An 18,705-nucleotide genomic window follows, 5' to 3' on the forward strand; every position below is an offset into this window, starting at 1 on the left:
CGGCGCGCGTGGGGGTACGCGACGCTGTTCCAATGAGGAAGATGGATTCCAAGAAGAAAGACCTGTCGACAATGACCAGAGTCACCCGCAATACCTGGCTGTTCCTGCTGATCGCGCTCGGTCTCCTGCTGGGCGCGGTGGCCGGGCTATCCCACCTGAACCAGCATGAAGTGCGCAACAGCCTGGCACTGGACAGCCGCTGGATCAGGGACGATATCGCATCGCTGCTGCAGCGATATGAACTGGGTCTGCGCGGCACGCGCGGTGCCATCCTGGCCATCGGCCCGGACGAACTGAACCGCGAACGCCTGCTGCGCTACATGGACAGCCGCGACCTGGAACACGAATTCCCCTGGGCGGGCGGCTTCGGTTTCATCCGCCATGTTCCACTAGCGCAACGGACAGCCTACGAAAGGAAGGTGGCAGAGCATCATCAGCTGTTTTCCCACATCACGCAGCTGAGCGAAAACCCCGGTGAGCTGTATGTCATCGAATATATCGAACCGGTCGCACCCAATCGCCAGGCGCTGGGGCTGGACATCGCGTCCTCGTGGGAACGGCGCTCGGCCGCCGACCAGGCCATGCTGACCGGACGCGCCGAGCTGACCACGCCGGTCAGGCTGGTGCAGAAGGAAGGTTCTGCGGCCAACGCCTATCTGTTCCTGCTGCCCATCTATGCCGGCTCGATCACGCCGCCGACCATGGAACAGCGGCGCGACAAGATCATCGGCTGGGCCTATTCGCCCTTGTCGGTGCATGACATCCTGTCCGAACTGAGCCGGCGCTGGAACATGCAGGCGCTGGAGATCCTGATCGAGGACGTGGCCAGCGACCGGCCTGCGGTGGAACTGTTCCGCAGCGCCGGCTTCAATCAGCTCGATGACGGGATCAGCCTGGAAACGGCCGTGCCGCTCTATGGCCGTGCCTGGAAAATGGTGGTCCGTGCCACGCCCGAATACAGCCAGACCCACCAGTTCATCAGCGACCGCGCCATGCTGCTTTCCTGCGGTACCCTGGCGGCGCTGATCGTGGTGGTCGCCCTGGCCTACCAGATCTTTTCCAGCCGCGAACAAAAGTTGCAGGAAGCCCGTGCGCTGCTGGCCGCGGTGGTCGACAGCTCGCCCGATGCCATCGTCACCACCGATGCCGACGGCGTGATCAATTCCTGGAACAAGGGCGCGACCGATTACCTGCACCTGTCGGCAAACCGCGCGCTGGGCAGCCCCCTGAGTGATCAGACAGCCCTGCGCGAGCTGGATGAACGCGCCGCCGGGCCTGCCCCCTTCCTGGCCGACCAGGCACAGTCGGCGCAGGTCATCAGCCTGTATGGCGATCCGGTCCGGTATGCCTCGGCCTTGGTGTTCCCCTTGCGTGACCGCTCCGGGCGGTTGATCGGCAAGGCGTTCATGTTGCGCGACATCACCCGCGAAAAACGCATCGAACGCCAGCTGCACCGCATCAACGAAGAACTGGAAGTGACGGTGCAGCAACGTACCCACGCATTGCATCAGGCCAAGACCATGCTGCAGACCGTACTCAACGTGATGCCTTCGCTGGTGGGCTACTGGGACAAGCACCTGATCAACCGTTTCGCCAATGCTTCCTACGAGCGCGTATTCCGCCGCTCGGCGGGCGAGATCAATGGCATGTACATGCCCGACCTGCTGGGCAGCGACCTGTTCGAGAAGGCATTGCCACACATCGAAGCGGTGCTGGCGGGTGAGAAGCAGACCTTCGAGCGCAGCTTCGACGATCCCGCGCTGGGCCTCAAGCATGTCTTGACTACCTACATTCCCGACATCTCGGAACAGGGCGAGGTCATCGGCTTCTACGTGGTGGCGCACGACGTCACCGAGATCACCCACAACCGCAACCAGCTATGGCAGGCGCTGGAACAAAACCAGTCCCTGCTGGAGCAGGTGCAGGCGGCCAATGCCCTGCTCAACAACGTGCTGGGCTCGGCGACGGGGGTGGCCATCATCGCGACCGCGCCGGATGGCATGATCACCCTCTTCAATCGGGGCGCCGAGCAGATGCTGGGCTATCGCGCCGAGGAAGTGATCGGTCAATTGAGGGAAGAGGCGTTTTCCGGCCGTCCCCTCGCAGTCATGGGCCCGGCCCAGGCGGGTGCGGCAGACCAGGCCATCAGCGATCTGCCCTATCGGCGCAAGGATGGCGTAACGCTACCGGTGGCGCGCCAGCAGACCTCGATGCTGGATCATCGCCAGCGCCATCTCGGTTATCTGTACATCGCCATGGACATGCGCCTGCAACGCCAGCAGGAAGCCGAACTGGCGGCCGCACGCGATCAGCTGATGCTGGCCGCCGAGGTGGCCAAGCTGGGGGTCTGGGTATGGAACGTGCAGAACGACACCCTGGAATTCAACCGCCAGATCGCCGCCATCTACGGCATCGGCGACGCCAGCGGCAATCAGACCACCACCTATGAGGTCTGGCGCCGGCGGGTGCATCCGGACGACGTGGCGTACATGGAAAACGCCTTGCAGATGGCGCTGGCCGGCAATGGCGACTTCGAAACCGTGTTCCGGGTGGTGCGCGCCGACGGCGGCATCCGCTACGTGCAGGCGCGCGCCCATGTGGATCGCGATGGCATGGGCGCGGCAGTGCGGGTGATCGGCATCAACCTGGACATCACCCAGCGCATCGAATTCGAAAACAACCTGGTCGATGCGCGCCTGAAGGCGGAGCAGGCCAATTCGGCCAAGAGCCTGTTCCTGGCCAGTGTCAGCCATGAGATCCGCACTCCCATGAATGGTGTACTGGGCATGATCCAGCTGCTGCAGCGGACCCAGCCGCTGCCGGCCCAGCGGGACTACCTGGACAAGGCCGAGATCTCGGCCAAGTCGCTGCTGAACCTGCTCAACGATCTGCTGGATTTTTCCAAGATGGATGCGCAGCAGTTGCAGCTGGAACTGCAGGCCTTCGAGCTGGAGCACTTCCGCCACGATCTGGTCGCCGTACTGGCCGGCTCGCCCCCGCACGAGGGGGTACAGCTGAATATCGAACTGGATGCAGAGCTGCCCCAGCGCGTGGTGGGCGATGTCTACCGCCTGCACCAGGTGCTGGTCAATCTGATCGGCAATGCCCTCAAGTTCACGCACCTGGGTCGTATCGATGTGCGGCTGCTCAGGCTGTTGCCTTTGCCGGAGGACGACCCGGCAAGCGTACGCCTGCGCGTGGAAGTGTGCGATACCGGTATCGGGATTGCGCCGGAACGGCTGGACGACATCTTCGACGCCTTCACCCAGGCCGAAGCCTCGACCACGCGCCGCTATGGCGGCACCGGCCTGGGCCTGGCGATCAGCCGCCACCTGGTGCAACTGATGGGCGGGCACTTGCAGGTCAGCAGCGAACCGGGACGGGGCAGCCGCTTCTGGTTCGATCTGCAATTGCCGGTGGAAGATGCCACTCCGCTGGCGCTGTCCATCGCGCACGCGCCCGCCACGGCTTGCCAGGAAGCGGCGGCCGACCCGGCGCGCGAACTGGAGGGCGTGCGCATCCTGCTGGTGGAAGACAATGCCGTCAACCGCCAGGTGGCCAGCGGCCTGCTGGCGCTGTCCGGTGCCCAGGTCACCTGTGCCGACAACGGTAGCACCGGCGTGGCCATCGCCAGCGATCCGGCACGCCAGTTCGACCTGATCCTGATGGATCTGCAGATGCCCGGCATCGACGGCATCGAAGCCACCCGGCGTATCCGGCGCCAGCACGACCTGCGCCACATCCCTATCCTGGCCATGACCGCCAATGCCTCGCCGGAAGACAAGCGGCGCTGTATCGAAGCCGGCATGGCCGGGCACATCGCCAAGCCTATCGACGTCAGTACGCTGATCCCCACCCTGCTGTCGCACCTGGGCCAGGAACGTCCGGCTTCCGGCGTGCCGCCGTCGGTATTGCCTGCGCTCGCTTCGGCCGAACCGCACGCCGCGCGCCACAGCGTGGAAAGCCATGCCGCCGTGATGCAACGCTTCCGCCAGGCCAGCGATATCTACCGCTTCACCCTGGATGCGGCCGGGCCGGAACTGGAGCGCCTGCTGGCCCAATACCAGGAGGCGTTGGCCACTGCCTCGCTGCCGGCCGTCGTCGAAGTCAGCCATGCCATCAAGGGGGTGAGCGCCACCATCGGCGCCTGCGGCCTGGCGGCCTATTTCGCCGGGATCGAAACGCAGAGCCGGCAGGCGCCCCCGGATCAGGCGCCCGACCTCACGCAACGCTGGCAGCAGGAATTCCAGCCCTGCCGGCACGACGCCCGGCTGGCGCTGCAGCAACTGCTCATGCAGGCAGCACAGGGACGGCAGGCGGGCGCCGACAGCGACGCCGCACCGCAGCCGCCAAGGCAGCCGACGGCGGCTCCTGAGGCTTCCGATTTCCCCGATAGGCAGCGTCTGCGCGACTTGCTATCGTCGAACAACCTGGAGGCGCTCGACCTGGCCGAAGCCCTCAGCAAACGACTCGGGCAAGGACCGGCGCCGGCCCGGCATCGCCATTACCAGCGCCTGTGGGAACTGATCGACAAGCTCGACTTCCCGGCAGCGCTGGCCCATCTCGACCGCCATTTTGGAGAAGCACGTTGAAACGCATCCTGGAAGAACTCTCCTCGCTGCGCGGCAGCCGCCCGCGGGTATTGCTGTGCGACGACCAGCCGATCAATATCCGCCTGGCAAACGCCCTGCTCAAGGGCGATTACGACATCTACATGGCTACCAGCGGCATGCAGGCCATCGAACAATGCGAGAAGGCGCAACCCGACCTGATCCTGATGGATGTCAACATGCCCGGCCTGAACGGCTATGAAACCTGCGAACGGCTCAAGCAGAACACCGCCACCCTGGGCATTCCGGTGATCTTTCTGACCGGCCTGAACAGCGAAGAGGACGAGGCGCGCGGCTTCGATGTCGGCGGCGTCGATTTCATCAGCAAGCCGATCCACGGCACCGTGCTCAAGGCCCGGGTGCTGACGCATCTGACGCTGAAGCTGCAATCCGACTTCTACCGCAACATCGCCGTCACCGACTCCCTCACGGGGCTGTTCAACCGCCGCAAGTTCGATAGCGAACTGAGTGAAAAATGGGAACTGTGCAAGCGCTCGGGCCAGGCGATGTCGCTGCTGATGATCGATATCGATTACTTCAAGCGCTACAACGACCATTACGGCCACCAGGCCGGTGACCATTGCCTGGCCGAAGTGGCCCAGGCCATCCGCAGCAACTTCCACCGCAGCTATGACTGCGTGGCGCGCTATGGCGGCGAGGAATTCGCCTGCATCCTGCCCATGGCCGGGCGCGACCAGGCCATCAAGCTGGCACGCGACGTGTGCCAGTCGGTAGCACGGCTGCGGCTGCCGCATGCCCGCTCGGAAGTCGCCGAGCATGTCACGCTGAGCATCGGCGTGGCCTCGATCCCCTTGCCCGATCCCGCCAGCAGCCCGGCAGCCCTGGTGGCGCTGGCCGACCATAACCTGTACCAGGCCAAGGCCCACGGCCGGGCCCAGGTGTACGCCGAAGAAGCGCTGGCGCAGGAAACCGGCAACTAAGCCGGCAGTGAGGGAAGCGTCCCTCATATGCCACGTTATGCAGCCCCATACCGAAAATAATTGAGCGTCTTATCGAATAAATTCGAAGTATTGCGCATGAATTTTCCATGCTATCGACTAAATTCGACAGCACGGCGAAACTGCAGTTTTTCTTCCCGCATGTCCTCGCTCACCGGTGCCACGGCTACCGACGCGGGGAAGTCGGTGAAGCCCCTTATCCCGTTTGATGCGTCCGTTTCGGTCAAGGAAGAAAAACATGCCAACTACAAATCTCGCTCATATCGTCGGTGGTGACGATTCCCACGGTGGCCCGCTGGGACGCCTGCTGGAGGCCGCCGGGTTCCACGTGGCCCACCACGCCTCGGCCGACCAGTTCCTGCAGCAGCCGACGGCCGCTCCCGGCGGCACCGTGCTGCAGGTACACATGCAGGATGTCGATGCACCGCAGCTGCGCTCGCTGCTGGGTGAACGGCAACTGGGCATGCCGCTGATCGTGATCACCTCCCAGCCACAGCCTGCGGCCGACGCCGAAGAAGTGCGCCCGGCCACTCTGCGCGAATCCCGCAACGCACCACCTGCGGAACCGGCCCGCACCCAGCCGATGGTGCGTCAGCAGCTGGTGGCGGCATTTCGCGGCGCGCTGATGCCCTTCGATGAATCAGGCCCGCAGATGCAGCAGCGGCAGGAGCACCACCAGCGCCTGAAGACCTTGACGCGGCGCAAACGTGAAGTGCTGGAACGCCTGGTGAAGGGCCGTCTGAACAAGCAGATCGCCGCCGAACTGGGTACCTCGGAGCGGACGGTGAAGGCGCACCGGCAACAGGTGATGCGCAAGATGCATGCCGGCTCGCTGGCCGAGCTGGTGACGGCGATGACCCGCTACTGATGGCGCCCGTGCAGCCCTTGGCATGGCACCGCGGGCGGCCGCCTTGCAAGACGCAGGAGCGCATCAGCCGGTGACGGTGTCCTCGGATTCCACCCGGTTGCGGCCGCCTCGCTTGGCCTGGTACAAGGCCTGATCGGCGCGGGCATAGGCCTCTTCGAAATCGCTGCCGGCAGCGGCCCAGGCCACCCCGAAGCTGGAAGTGACCGCCCGTGCCGGCAGGCATTGGAAGCGTTCTCCCGCAATCGCCTGGCGGATTCTTCCCGCCAGCATTACCGCCTGCTCCAGCGGCATCCCGGCCAGCAGGATGGTGAACTCCTCTCCCCCCACCCGCCCGATCACCCCGGTGCCATCCAGTGTGCTGCGCAAGCGGCCGACCAGTTCGCGGATCACGGCATCACCGGCCGGATGGCCGAATTCATCGTTGATGCGCTTGAAGAAATCGATGTCCAGCACCACCAGCGACATGGCGGATTTTTGCAGGATCTGATGGGCCCGTTCGAATACCGCGCCGCGATTGAGGGCGCCGGTCAGGTTGTCGTGGCGCGCCTTGTAATCCAGTTCATCACTCAACTGCTTGAGTCGCGTATTGAGCAGGTTCAGCTCACGCTCGGTGCGATCGCTGCGCGAGATCAGCCGCCGACTCTGCCGCATCAGCTGACCATAGTGCTGCACCAGTTCCTCCAGCGCTGCCCGATAGGCCGCCGGGTCGGCCGCGCCTTCAGCCAGCACGGCGGTAGCGCGCCGCAGGGCCTGGGCTTCGGCTTCGAAAAGATCGACCTCGTCCATCAGCTCTGCACCGCGTGGTCGTGGAACACCAGCGCCGGAAAATCTTCCTGCAGTTCCTGACCGAATTCGAAGATGGTGTCGTCTTCCTCGTCGTGGTACCAGTTGAGCACGACCTCGGTGCCAGCCTCGGCCTTCTCGTTCAGCGTATCGAACAGCGAGAACAACATCTTGGTGCTGGAACTATTGAAATAGGCCAGAGCTACGTTGACGGTAAGGGGGCCGCCATCCTGGTCATCGGTCAGGAAACGGCGCAGGGTGGTGATGATCTCGCCCCAGAACTGGGCGGCGTTCTCGGGATAGGATTCGCCCTTGAGCGAAAGCCTGCGCTGGTCGAAGCGGAAATCCACTTCAGGGGAGCTGGCGCTGGCGGCAATGAAAAGATTGTCCATGATGTCGTGTGTCCGGATACCGGCGGGCCTGGTGCAGGCTCGCCTCAGATGGTGGCCCTGAGGTAGAAGGTCTGGTCGCCGTTGGTCTCGGGCGCGGAAAATTCGAAATCCAGCGGCGCGCTGGCATCGCGCGCCACCGTCAGGAAGCCCAGGCCGGCACCCTTGCTGTCGGGTGGGGTTTCGGAACGCAGCATTTCCTTGTAGGCCAGCTTGATCTCGTCATTGGTCAGCGAGCGCAGATGTTCCAGTTTCGTGCGCAGCTTTTCGGCCATGTCGGCATCGACCGGATTGGCGCAATGCAGGAAATAGCGGCCCTCGGTCTGGGTGATGAAGACTGCGCCATGCCGCATCGGCGGCTCGGTGACCTTGCCTTCCTTCTCATGCAGGTCGGCCGAGTAATGGACGATGTTCTGCGCCATCTCGATGAAGGACGAGAACAGCTTGCGGCGCGTCTGTGCCAGGGCGCCAGTATGCTCGGCGCGCAGCTTCACGGCCTCGGCCATGGCGGCGATGATGGTCTGGGAAAAATAGCCGACGTAGTAAAAGACGATGTCGCGTCGCGCCACGTAGTTGTGGAACTCCGCCCACTCCTGCTGGATACCGTTCATGCGTGTGTTCCGTGTTGACTGTCTTGAGGATAGGAGGCGCCCAGGCGAGCGCCGAAGAAACAGATATCGTCGCGGCGGCGCTGCGTACCCTGGTAATGCGCGTGGATATCCATCACTACCCGCGCCAGTTCCGGCATGCGCAGGCTGCCGCTGCCATGCTCCAGCAACGTGCGGCGCAGGCGCTGCTTGCCGAAGGCGATGTGTTTAGGGCCACCGATCTGGTCAATCACGCCGTCTGTACAGACGAAAACCATCGCCCCCGGTTCGAGCCGCAGACTATGGTTGTCCCACTGCATGTCATCGGGGGTATCGACATAGCCCAGGCCGACACGCTTGCCTTCCACCGTGGCCACATCGGTGCCGTCGGCGGACAGCACGAATAGCGCCATCTTGGCGTGGGCACTGGTGAGGGTACGGCTGGCGCGGTCGAACCAGAAGAAGCAGGCATCCATGCCATCATCGGATTCCGAGGCCTTGCCGGAGTCGCCATGCTGGCCCAGCACCCGCTTCATGCTGCGGTTGACCTCGCGCATCAGGTGCGCCGGGTCGTGCGGGCCATGCAGTTCCAGCGCCTGCTTCAGCGAGGAAGATGCGATCAGGGTCAGGAATGCACCCGGCACGCCATGCCCGGTGCAATCGGCCACGGCGGCAAACCAGCCATCCGCATGGCTTTCGAAATGGTAGAAGTCACCACCGACCACATCGCGTGGTTCCCACACCAGGCAGGCGTCGTCCAGCGCCTGGGTCATGGCCGCACGCGAGGCGCTGAGCATGGCGCGCTGGATCACGCTGGCGTAGTCGATGCTCTGCATCACCTGGCGGTTCTTTTCTTCCTGCATGGCCACCAGTTCGCGCATGAGCGCCAGTCCCGCTCCCAGTCCCGCCAGCCGCCCCTGGTCGACGATCAGGAAGCCATCGGCCAGGGTCTTGTCGCCCGAGGCCACGGCCAGGGCGCCCAGGGTTTCGATGGGCGTGTCGGCCTCGACGATGAGGGGATCCTTGTCCATGAACGCGATGCAGCTCTTGCGCTCGTACAGCTCGCGGTGATACGGCTTGGACATCTGGGACATGAAGATATGACGGCTGATGAGCCCGATGGGCCGCTGCTGTTCCACCACCGGCAGGCTCACCAGCTCCTTGTGCTGGCCGAAGATGTCCAGCACGGCGGCATTGTTCTCATCGAACTGGACGACCGGCACCTGTACCGCCAGCGCTCCCGCTGTCGGTTGGAACAACTTGCTCCCCATGGCCGGAGTCAGACTGAAATGGCTTTCCACCGTACACGCCCGCGTAGTGATTTCTGGATTGACCGCGGATCATATTTCATTCCTGTGACAACAATGTGACCGCGTCGCCGATGGGCGACAACGCGACATTTAAACAGAACGGTACGTCTTGCTCAAATCACGAAAAACCCGTGCGTCCCATCCCTGCCCAACTGCTCCACCAGCCCGAACTCCCAATCCAGATAAGCCTGCATGGCAGTGGCGGCATTGTCGGTACCTTCATAGGGACGGCGATAGCGATCGATGCGGGGCGAGAGCAGATGCTGCTCGCCACTCTCCAGAGGCAGGCCGGCCTGCGCCCACGCGGCGTTGCCCCCCTCCAGCAGAAAGACCGGCTGCGACACCAGCGCCTGCAGATCGGCAACGGCAAACTGCGCCAGCAAGGCGCTCCCGCAGGTAAGCACGAAGCGTGTGGCCGCCGGGAAGCGACGCGCCACGGCCGCGATCTCCGAGCGCAGCGCGAACCATGCGCCCGGAATATGCCCCGCCACGTAACGGGCGCTCAGAGCGACATCGATGACGACGGTGCCACCGTGCGCGCTGGCTGCGTCATCCGCATCCAGCCAGCTCTTCAACTGCTGCGGACCAATGCGCTGCTGCGGCGTGACGGCAGCCACCGGCAGCGCGCGCGGCGCCTCGCCGCTGACGGCGAAGTCAGCCGGCGTCACGCCCTCCACGACATACACTTCCCATCCCATCTGGGCCAGCCAGGAAGCGGTCATGTCGGCGCGTACGCCATCATCGTCGGCCAGCACGATGCGCGCTCCGCGAACCGGCGCGTTCATCTCGGTCTCCTGCACCAGCTGGCCACCGGGCGCCGAGAGAAAATCCGGCAGATGCCCCTCCCGGTACTGCTCGGGCGTGCGGACATCGAATCGATAGAGAGTGCGACCCGGCTGCGCCAGGGTATCCAGCGCGGCGAACGCGATGCGCTTCACCCCGGCCCGGTCGGCCACGCTACGGGCCTGGCGCCGTGATTGTTGCTGCTGGCCGACCTCGACCTGTTGCGGGAAACGACGCGCCTGCCCGTGCTCCAGCTGCTGGCCCGCCAGCGTCCAGCCGATGGTGCCGTTACGCAGCGCATGCACGCGGTTGGGAATGCCCGCATTGACCAGCGACTGGGTCCCGATGATGCTGCGCGTCCGACCGGCACAATTGACGATGACACGCGTCTTCGGGTCCGGGGCGATGGCCGGCAGGCGCAGCACCAGTTCGGCGCCGGGTACGCTGATGGAGCCGGGGATGTTCATGTTCTGGTATTCATCGAAGCGGCGGGCATCGACCACCACCACGTCCTCCTCGCTGTCGAGCAAGGCCTTGACCTCTTCGGCGGACAACGACGGGGTATGGCGTTGCGACTCCACCAGTTCGCCGAAGGCCTTGCTGGGCACGTTCACATCCTGGAACAGCTCGCCGCCGGCCTCGCGCCAGCCGCGCACGCCGCCGGCCAGTACGCCCACGCGGGTATAACCCAGGGTGCGCAGGCGCAGCGCCGCACGCACGGCCAGCCCTTCGCCGTCATCCAGCGTGACGATGCGCACGTCACGGCGCGGCAGGCGGCTGTAGGCGTTCAGTTCCAGATGAGAGTACGGAAAATTGGCAGCAAACAGTGGATGCGCTTGCGCATGCGGTGCTTCTTCGCGCACGTCGAGCAGGGCAATCTCCTCGCGTGCCAGTAGCGCGGCACGCACCTCGGCGTAGCTGATGACAGGGATGGAAGCAGCGGCGTGGTCTTGAGTCATGAGGATGCTTGTTCGATGGAGAGGTCCCAGATATTGGGCAAGGTGGAATTGGAATAGCCGGAGATGAATGGCACGCGCCGCCCATCCGGGTGATACACGGACCGCCGGACCGCCCCGATATTGGCGCCATACACATGGATGCTGATCGACACCTGGTCGGCAAAGGCATTGCTGACCTGATGCACGTCGTGCAGTTCGGGATGATCCGGTGCCACGGCCTCCACCTGTCCGGCTTGCAGCAGCGCGCGTTCGCCCACCGGCTGCAGCTGCTCGCGCTGCCAGCCAAAGGACTGCGCATGCTCGGCGCCGCGCAATACGCCGATCAATCCCCAGACGGTGTGGTCATGTATCGGCGTGCGCTGCCCCGGCCCCCAGACGAAGCTGACGACAGAGAAGCGTTGGGCAGAATCGGCATGCAACAGGAATTGCTGGTAACGCTCGGGATGCGGCTGGGCATAGGCATCGGGCAACCAGTCATCGTGCGCCACCAGTTGGCGCAGCAAGGCGCCGCCCTGCTCCAGGATGAGGGCCTGCCCGGGCTTGCCATCAAGCAGGCCGGAAAACCCGGTGATGAACTCGCGCAAGCGCCACAGCTGCTTGCCGGATGGATGGGGTGTCGTCATGTGTCCCTCTCTGTTTTCGCGGCGACCGGTCTGCGCCGGCTCAGAGCGCACTATAAATCATTTCCCGATGTCCCGATGAGCCTGCCAGTGTGGCCATGCCACAGGCCAGGGTCAACGAAGCTGTGCGCATATGGATATGCGCAGGCTCATCTTCAGGCTGTCCGTCATCGTCGTCGGTGCGCGGCCGCGTCCATCTCGCGGCCTGGGCCTACATACGAGCGGCGCAACCCTTCTTACCATCAAGGATCGATATGGAGGCAAGCATGAGCGATACCAGACCTGAAGGCGTCCCCGCCCAGCACCAATCCCATCAACCCGGTAGCCAGCAGCAGATGCAACCCCGCCCGCAAAGCGCACCGGCCGGCGAACCCGGACGACGGCTGGCGGGAAAGGTGGCCCTGATCACCGGCGGTGACAGTGGCATCGGCCGCGCGGTCGCCCTGGCCTATGCGCGGGAAGGGGCCAAGCTGGCCATCGTCTATCTGGATGAGGAAGAAGATGCACGCCAGACCCAGCAGGATGTCCAGGCACTGGACGCGCCCTGCCTGCTGCTGCCCGGCGATGTCGGGTCGCCCGAGTTCTGCCGTCGTGCCGTGCGTTCGGTGATGGATGCCTATGGCCGACTGGACGTACTGGTCAACAATGCGGCCCAGCAGTACCCGGCTGACAGCATCGAGCAGATCTCACCCGAGCAGCTGGAGCATACCTTCCGCACCAACATCTTCTCGATGTTCTACATGGTCAAGGAAGCCATGCCCTTCCTCACCCGGGGTGCGCGCATCATCAACACCACTTCGGTGACCGCCTATCGCGGCAGCAAGCATCTGGTGGACTATGCCGCCACCAAGGGCGCGATCGTGGCCTTCACGCGCTCGCTGTCGCAGCAGCTGGCGCCCGCCGGCATCCACGTCAACGCCGTGGCCCCGGGGCCGATCTGGACCCCGCTGATCCCCTCCAGCTTCAGTGCAGAAGAAGTCGCCAGCTTCGGCAAGAACGTGCCACTGGGCCGGCCCGGCCAGCCCGACGAAGTGGCGCCGGCCTATGTCTTCCTGGCCACCGAAGGCGCTTCCTACATGACCGGGCAGGTGCTGCATCCAAATGGGGGGGAGATCGTCAATACCTGAGCCCGCCGCCGCAGGGATCGCTGTGAGGGAGCGTGAGGATAGCGACAGTCTCAGGAAAACCCCGATGGCGGCCGTGTTGTCACCGGCGCATGATGAGCTTGTCCAACGACCATCGCGAGAGCCCCTCATGCACAAGACCGCCCTGATCGCCACGTCCCAACCCGAAGTCAGCCGCGCGCTGACCGAATGGCTGGCCATCAACGACATCGATATCCAGATTGCCGGCAGCGGCAACGATGCCATCGAGCACATCGCCCTGGACCGGCCCGACCTGGTGCTGGCCCAGCTGGCCATGGAGGGCATGAGCGGCCTGCGCCTGGCGCACTACCTCAAGGCACAGGACACGCTGGCTGATGTACCGGTGATCCTGCTCTGCCGCGATGAGCGGGAGATGGATCTGGTCAAGGGACAATGGCCTGCCTTCCTGTGCGCGGGGCCGCTGAACCCGGCGCTCATTTCCGAACTCAAGCGCGAACTGGTCAACTAGTTCCTGTTTCCGCACTTCCGGCGCGGCGGCGACGACGCCACTGCGCCACGCCCCATCCACCACCGACCACGATGGCCAGCAACAGCGCCGCGCTGAGCGCGCGATGCTGGCTCACCCACTGCCGTGTACTGCGCCAGGCCTGCTGATAGGGGAAGCGCGCTGCTGCGGCAAAGTCCGGTTCCACGCAGTGTTGACCAAAGTCCGCTGAGAACGGCACGGCGGCACCCTGCCGCACGTAGCGAAGATAAAGCTGCTCGGCACGCGGCTGGTCGTAATACACGAAATTCACACCCTGGCACAGCACCGCCGCGAAGGCTTGCGAGCGCGGCGGCAGTTCGTCGGCCGCCTTCATCGCGTAGCCCGCGGCGATGTCGCGGTAGTGGAAGCGCTTGTAGGGCTTGGCTTCACTGGCAGCATAGCGCTGGCGCTCGCCCTCGGTCACCAGCGGCCCGGGCAGGTCGGCCTGGGCACGCGCCTGGGGCGTGGCCGGAAGCGGTTTGTTCTCGTCGCCATACGGGGCTGCAGCACGTCCGGCGCCCCAGGGATAGCTGCCGCCATAGACAGCGAAGTCCGGTCCCTGTTCGAATCCCATGATCTCCATGCCCTGGCGCCGCGCAATCACGGCCGCCTCGTACCAGCCCTGGGCGCGACTGTTGGCGCGCCAGGCATGCTGCCCGCGCTCCAGAGCCTGGCCATAGTCGCGTGCCTTGGCGCGTGCCCGCCAGCTCACCGGCAGTTCCTTGCCATTGTCGTCGTAGCTGCTTTCGACGAAACGCTCATCACGTTCATCCGGGAAGTAGGCCAGTGATTCTTCCACCCTGCCCTCGCGCACCAGACGGCGCGCCAACAGTTGGCGCAGACGGTCTTCCACCGTGACCGCCGACAGGCCCACCGCGACCCAGCGCAGGGACTGCTGGCCGGGTTCTTGCTGCGCCGCTGCCTTGGCGACTGCTTCCGGTGACGGCATGGGCGAAGCCGGGGCGTGGGCGTCCACATAGGTCTTCAATTCGTCGGTGGTCAGCACGCGTTCTGCCACATAGGCCAGATCGTTGTAGTAGTCAGTGTAAGCGACGAAAGGATTGCTGCCGGCTTGCGCAGTCTGGCTGGCAGCGCGGTGGAATTGCGCCAGCGCTTCCACGTACTGGCCGCGTGAGAGCGTCAGTACGCCCTGCTCGCCGACCAGCAGATTGGCATTGCCCGGTTCCACGCTGGCATCGTTGCGCGGGAATCCCTGTGCGGCACGGGCATAGGCCTGCGCTGCGCCGTCATTGTCACCCTGGCGCAATGCAAGCTTGGCGCGCACCCACCAGGCCAGCGCCGACTCCTGACGGCTGGCCAGCGAGGCTGCCAGTTCATAGCGCCCGGTGCGGTAGGCCAGTGCGGCTACGCGATCGGCTCCGGCGATCTTTTCCAGACCACGCCGATGCAGCGCATCGATCAGGTTCACCAGTACCGGATTGGGCTGGATGCGGCTGCCGCGGGCGGCATCGGCATAACCGGAGGAGCCGCTACCGGCTGCGCCCGGGTCGTAGTCGCCACCGGCTACCTGCGGGCCTTCGCTGACATCACCCACGCGCGCCAGCGCATAAGCCACCAGCAGCTTCTGGGCGACCGCATCATCGATGAGGGCCATGGTGATCGCCGGGCGCGCCAGGCTCCACGCGGCCAGCGCCTGCAGTGAGGAGGGTGCGCTGAAGGAGCCGCGCGCGGCCTGCTCCGCGTACAGCCGGATGGCCTGCTTCAGATCGGCCCGCGGGATGCTCTGGCCACAGTCGCGGCCCTCGTTGAAATCGGACCAGTTGCAGGCACCCGCCGCGCCCACCAGCAACAGCCTCGCCTGTTCACCATAACTGGCCACTGCCAGCCCCAGCGGATCGGGCGCGCCCGCTACCGCCAGGGTACGGGTCTTGTCGAAACTGGCGATGGCCTGTGCCCGCTGGCCTTGCATGGCATGCAGGCGACCCAGCATGTAGGCCGCCCACACGGCACGCTCGCTGGCCTGCGCCGGCGGCAAGGCCAGCACAGCCTCAAAGCGCTGGCGTGCCGATTCCAGCGCGTTGCGACGGAAGTCCTCGGCGCCGGCAGTGTAGAGCCGGATCGCAGGCGGCAGCGCAGCACCGGCAGCATAGGCAGCCTCACCGTCGGAGGCTGCGCGCATGGCCTGCAGCGCGGCCCATTGCGTGGCATCCAGCTGACCCTTCTCCAGCATGCGCAGCGAACGCGGATCATCGGGACTGCCACTGGCCTGCTCATAACCACTGCCCTCGTCGGCCTGCAGCCGGTCGGTCACAGTCACCAGATGAGCGGTCTCCCAGGTGAAGGAATTGGCGGGGGTATTGCGCAGGCTGCCGGCGCGGTCGTCCAGCAGCTGCAGCGGGAAGTCCGGGCCACAGGCCACTACCGTGGCCGCGCCCAGGACCAGCAGTCCACTCAGTGCGGAGGCAATGCGGACGGCCGGGTTGGTTCGTTTCATCAGGATCCCATTTCCAGTGTGATATCCGGGGCGGCCGCATCGTCGCAGCGCAACCACCCGATGGTGCGGCTGGCACCGGCGCGTAGCAGGCCAGCCTGGCTCAGGCGCAGGTAACGTCCCTGCGCATCGTTTTCCAGCGTGTAGCCATTGATGCCGTCAGCGGTGCAGGTGTTCCCGGACGATCCGACCGGTGCCGGATGTTCCTGGCGCACCCGTATGCGCAGCGGCAAGGGGGCGTCGACATTGCCGGCATTGTCCAGGCGGATGTCGCGTGCGGGGTGGCCCGGCTGGGCGGCCACCAGTTGCACCGCCAAACCCTCCTTGAGCGGCTTGCGCTGCAGGACGGCGATCCAGGTCGACAGGCTCCAGGCGCGACGATCGTCTCCGGTCGGCAGGCGGAACCAGACGATGCCGGCCAGGCCTGCCGGTGGCGCTTTTTCCAACTGCGTGACGAAGCGCGCCATGGTGCGTGGCTCGGCCATCAGCTCCTGCGCCACGCCAGCGACCAGCAGCGCCGACTCGCTCTCGACGGCAGCGATCCTGCCCTGCCCGTTCCAGACCACCCGCGATCCGTAGGCCGGCAAGGCCACGTGCCAGGGGCGACGGGTGCGCTGCGCATATTGCTGCATCCAGTCCCGGGCGCGCTCGGCATCGAACAGGCCCAGGCGCGGGTCCTGCACCGCATGCACCTGCAACGTGGATGCATCGGCCACGGCCAGCAGATCGGCCAGGCGCGGACTGGCCAGCCAGGTGGGCAAGGCGGTCACGGTCAGGTCCAGCGGGGCGATGCGCGTCTTGAGGCTGCGCAGGAAGGCGGTGTATTCAGGCAGGCGCGCGGTGGCGCAGTCATAGTCGATTTCCAGCGCGGCCGGCTGCAATCCGCGCTGGCGCCAGGCGTCGACCAGTTCCAGCAGATGGGTCTGGATGGCGGCACCATCGAAACGCGCCAGCTGGCCATTGATGCGCACCGTCATCAGCAGCGGCCGGCCGGTAGCGGCCAGTACGGCGGCGTCGGGCTGGATGTCGACCCAGCCGCCGGAGGCCCCCAGCTCGGCGGCCAGCACATGCCAGCGCGCCACATGGGCATTGGAGGCAGACAGGGCATTGCGCAGCGCGGGCGTCCACTGACGCTGCCAGACATAGACATCCTGGGCCAGCCCGACCTCGGTGGCGGGATGGCGAGAACAGGAGGCCAGCAGCACGGTCAGCACGAGCAAGAGAAGGGAGCACCAGCCGGCGCAACGGGGCAAAGGGGGCATGGTCGACGGATCGGGGACGGCCAGAGGTGCCGGCATTGTACGCGAGCCATCCGCAAAAACGACCAGGCCCGGTGCCTTGCGGTCACCGGGCCTGGTGGCGTCAGGATGTCGAACTGCGGATCAGGCGCGGTAGCCCTTGCTGCTCATCGGTACGAAGGCCAGCAGCACGCCCAGGATGGACAAACCGATCACGTACAGCGCCGGGCCTTGCGGGTCAGCCTTGATCCACAGGGAGATCAGCACCGGGGTCAGGCCACCGAAGATGGCATAGGCCATGTTGTAGGCGAAGGACAGGCCGGTGAAGCGCACCGCCGGCGGGAAGGCGCGGGTCGAGACGATCGGGGTCAGCGAGATGCTGCCCACGAACAGGCCCACCAGCGCATAGCCCCAGATCAGCGATTCGGGCGAACCCGGCAGCTGGCCGTAGAACCACCAGGTGGACAAGCCCAGTCCGCCCCAGCCAATGATCATGCTGGCCCGGGTGCCGATGCGGTCGCACAGCCAGCCGATGGCCAGACAGCCGATGGTCAGCATCAGGGTGCCGGCGCAGTTGGCCTGCATCACCAGCTTGGCCGGCAGGTGATGCACGGTCTGCAGGTAGGACGGAGTCATCAGGATGACCACCACCACGGCGCCCGACAGGCACCAGGTCATGCCGGCGGTCAGCATGCTGGCGGCGCGGTGTTCGCGCAGCACGGTCTTGAGCGGCAGTTCGGTGGATTGCTTGCGGCGCGCGGCCAGCTCGCGGAACACCGGCGTTTCTTCCAGATAGCGACGCAGGTAGACCGACACCAGGCCGAACACGCCGCCCAGGATAAAGGGGATGCGCCAGGCGTAACCCGCCACCTCGGCCGGTGCATAGACGCTGTTGATGAAGATGCCCATCAGCGAACCCAGCAGGATGCCGCCGGTGATGCCGGCAGTCAGCGAGCCGACGCCGAAGCTGTAGCGATTGGCCGGGACGTGCTCGGCCACGAACACCCAGGCGCCGGGCATCTCGCCGCCGATGGCCGCACCCTGCAGGGTGCGCATCAACAGCAGCAGGATGGGCGCGGCCACGCCGATGCTGGCATAGGTCGGCAACAGGCCGATCACCAACGTGGGCACGGCCATCAGGAAGATCGACAGCGTGAACATGCGCTTGCGGCCGATCACGTCGCCGTAGTGGGCGATGATGATGCCGCCCACCGGACGCGCCAGGTAGCCCGCGGCGAAAATGCCGAAGGTCTGCAGCATGCGCAGCCATTCCGGCATGTCGGCCGGGAAGAACAGCTTGCCGACGACGGCGGCAAAGAACACGTAGATCACGAAGTCGTAGAACTCCAGCGTGCCGCCCAGGGCCGACAGGCCCAGCGTGCGATAGTCGGAGGAAGTGAGGGGGCGATGCTGGGACTCGTTCAAGGCCCCGGTAAATTCAGCGGAAGTGGTCATGATGGTTCACTAACGGCAAAGCGGACATCCGGCGCGACTGCGCCGCCGCACGAAGTGCAT

At 65.2% G+C, this 18,705-nt stretch carries 14 protein-coding genes; 5 read left to right on the plus strand and 9 right to left on the minus strand.

The features are described from left to right. The first annotated feature begins 71 nt into the window (after positions 1 to 71). From VE092_RS18575 to VE092_RS18585, 3 genes are all read left to right on the plus strand, one after another. Positions 72 to 4,592, plus strand: a complete 4,521-nt coding sequence (locus VE092_RS18575; protein WP_324879317.1) for a CHASE domain-containing protein — start codon at positions 72 to 74, stop codon at positions 4,590 to 4,592. Further along, entirely contained in the window at positions 4,589 to 5,551 is a 963-nt protein-coding gene (locus VE092_RS18580; RefSeq protein WP_324879319.1) for a diguanylate cyclase, read from the plus strand. The genes VE092_RS18575 and VE092_RS18580 overlap by 4 nt, the downstream gene beginning before the upstream one ends. Positions 5,552 to 5,807: 256 nt before the next feature. Then, on the plus strand, positions 5,808 to 6,437 hold the full coding sequence (locus VE092_RS18585; RefSeq protein WP_324879321.1) for a response regulator transcription factor: 630 nt from the start codon (positions 5,808 to 5,810) through the stop codon (positions 6,435 to 6,437). Positions 6,438 to 6,500: 63 nt separating this feature from the next. On the opposite strand, the gene VE092_RS18590 is transcribed toward VE092_RS18585, so the two are convergent. From VE092_RS18590 to VE092_RS18615, 6 genes are all read right to left on the minus strand, one after another. Beyond that, positions 6,501 to 7,223 (minus strand): GGDEF domain-containing protein, encoded by a 723-nt coding sequence (locus VE092_RS18590; RefSeq protein WP_324879323.1) that lies wholly within the window; start codon positions 7,221 to 7,223, stop codon positions 6,501 to 6,503. Next, positions 7,223 to 7,612, minus strand: a complete 390-nt coding sequence (locus VE092_RS18595) for a DUF1987 domain-containing protein (RefSeq protein WP_324879325.1) — start codon at positions 7,610 to 7,612, stop codon at positions 7,223 to 7,225. The genes VE092_RS18590 and VE092_RS18595 overlap by 1 nt, the downstream gene beginning before the upstream one ends. Positions 7,613 to 7,656: 44 nt before the next feature. After that, complete coding sequence (locus VE092_RS18600) at positions 7,657 to 8,220, minus strand: SiaB family protein kinase (RefSeq protein ID WP_324879327.1); 564 nt, start codon at positions 8,218 to 8,220, stop codon at positions 7,657 to 7,659. Continuing rightward, positions 8,217 to 9,497: a SpoIIE family protein phosphatase gene (locus tag VE092_RS18605; RefSeq protein ID WP_324879329.1), complete on the minus strand. Its 1,281-nt coding sequence runs from the start codon at positions 9,495 to 9,497 to the stop codon at positions 8,217 to 8,219. Before VE092_RS18605 ends, VE092_RS18600 begins: the two co-directional genes overlap by 4 nt. A 122-nt stretch (positions 9,498 to 9,619) precedes the next feature. Then, positions 9,620 to 11,248 carry a rhodanese homology domain-containing protein gene (locus VE092_RS18610; protein WP_324879331.1) on the minus strand — a complete coding sequence of 543 codons (1,629 nt, stop codon included), beginning with the start codon at positions 11,246 to 11,248 and terminating at the stop codon, positions 9,620 to 9,622. Then, positions 11,245 to 11,871, minus strand: coding sequence for a cysteine dioxygenase (locus tag VE092_RS18615; RefSeq protein WP_324879333.1), 627 nt, complete (start codon positions 11,869 to 11,871; stop codon positions 11,245 to 11,247). Before VE092_RS18615 ends, VE092_RS18610 begins: the two co-directional genes overlap by 4 nt. 263 nt (positions 11,872 to 12,134) lie before the next feature. Between VE092_RS18615 and VE092_RS18620 the strand changes: the two genes are divergently transcribed. Together VE092_RS18620 and VE092_RS18625 are read left to right on the plus strand one after the other, a co-directional pair. Next, positions 12,135 to 12,995: an SDR family oxidoreductase gene (locus VE092_RS18620; RefSeq protein ID WP_324879335.1), complete on the plus strand. Its 861-nt coding sequence runs from the start codon at positions 12,135 to 12,137 to the stop codon at positions 12,993 to 12,995. A gap of 127 nt (positions 12,996 to 13,122) precedes the next feature. Then, positions 13,123 to 13,482: a response regulator gene (locus VE092_RS18625; protein ID WP_102662216.1), complete on the plus strand. Its 360-nt coding sequence runs from the start codon at positions 13,123 to 13,125 to the stop codon at positions 13,480 to 13,482. On the opposite strand, the gene VE092_RS18630 is transcribed toward VE092_RS18625, so the two are convergent. The 3 genes from VE092_RS18630 to VE092_RS18640 form a co-directional block, all read right to left on the minus strand. Continuing rightward, entirely contained in the window at positions 13,475 to 15,955 is a 2,481-nt protein-coding gene (locus VE092_RS18630; RefSeq protein WP_324879338.1) for a hypothetical protein, read from the minus strand. The genes VE092_RS18625 and VE092_RS18630 overlap by 8 nt on opposite strands. Beyond that, entirely contained in the window at positions 15,955 to 17,214 is a 1,260-nt protein-coding gene (locus tag VE092_RS18635; protein ID WP_324879340.1) for a DUF3142 domain-containing protein, read from the minus strand. The genes VE092_RS18630 and VE092_RS18635 overlap by 1 nt, the downstream gene beginning before the upstream one ends. Positions 17,215 to 17,334: 120 nt before the next feature. Beyond that, a complete protein-coding gene (locus VE092_RS18640) occupies positions 17,335 to 18,645 on the minus strand; it encodes an MFS transporter (RefSeq protein ID WP_006462064.1) in 1,311 nt (436 codons plus the stop codon). Between the last annotated feature and the right edge of the window lie 60 nt (positions 18,646 to 18,705).

The sequence above is a fragment of the Herbaspirillum sp. genome (assembly GCF_035644555.1).
In the GTDB taxonomy this organism is placed as follows: domain Bacteria; phylum Pseudomonadota; class Gammaproteobacteria; order Burkholderiales; family Burkholderiaceae_D; genus Herbaspirillum.

Coding starts and splice junctions, on each gene's coding strand:
- VE092_RS18575 (WP_324879317.1), top strand. CDS start 72: ATGACCAGAGTCACCCGCAATACCTGGCTGTTCCTGCTGATCGCGCTC.
- VE092_RS18585 (WP_324879321.1), top strand. CDS start 5,808: ATGCCAACTACAAATCTCGCTCATATCGTCGGTGGTGACGATTCCCAC.
- VE092_RS18590 (WP_324879323.1), bottom strand. CDS start 7,223: ATGGACGAGGTCGATCTTTTCGAAGCCGAAGCCCAGGCCCTGCGGCGC.
- VE092_RS18595 (WP_324879325.1), bottom strand. CDS start 7,612: ATGGACAATCTTTTCATTGCCGCCAGCGCCAGCTCCCCTGAAGTGGAT.
- VE092_RS18600 (WP_324879327.1), bottom strand. CDS start 8,220: ATGAACGGTATCCAGCAGGAGTGGGCGGAGTTCCACAACTACGTGGCG.
- VE092_RS18610 (WP_324879331.1), bottom strand. CDS start 11,248: ATGACTCAAGACCACGCCGCTGCTTCCATCCCTGTCATCAGCTACGCC.
- VE092_RS18615 (WP_324879333.1), bottom strand. CDS start 11,871: ATGACGACACCCCATCCATCCGGCAAGCAGCTGTGGCGCTTGCGCGAG.
- VE092_RS18620 (WP_324879335.1), top strand. CDS start 12,135: ATGAGCGATACCAGACCTGAAGGCGTCCCCGCCCAGCACCAATCCCAT.
- VE092_RS18625 (WP_102662216.1), top strand. CDS start 13,123: ATGCACAAGACCGCCCTGATCGCCACGTCCCAACCCGAAGTCAGCCGC.
- VE092_RS18630 (WP_324879338.1), bottom strand. CDS start 15,955: ATGAAACGAACCAACCCGGCCGTCCGCATTGCCTCCGCACTGAGTGGA.
- VE092_RS18635 (WP_324879340.1), bottom strand. CDS start 17,214: ATGCCCCCTTTGCCCCGTTGCGCCGGCTGGTGCTCCCTTCTCTTGCTC.
- VE092_RS18640 (WP_006462064.1), bottom strand. CDS start 18,645: ATGACCACTTCCGCTGAATTTACCGGGGCCTTGAACGAGTCCCAGCAT.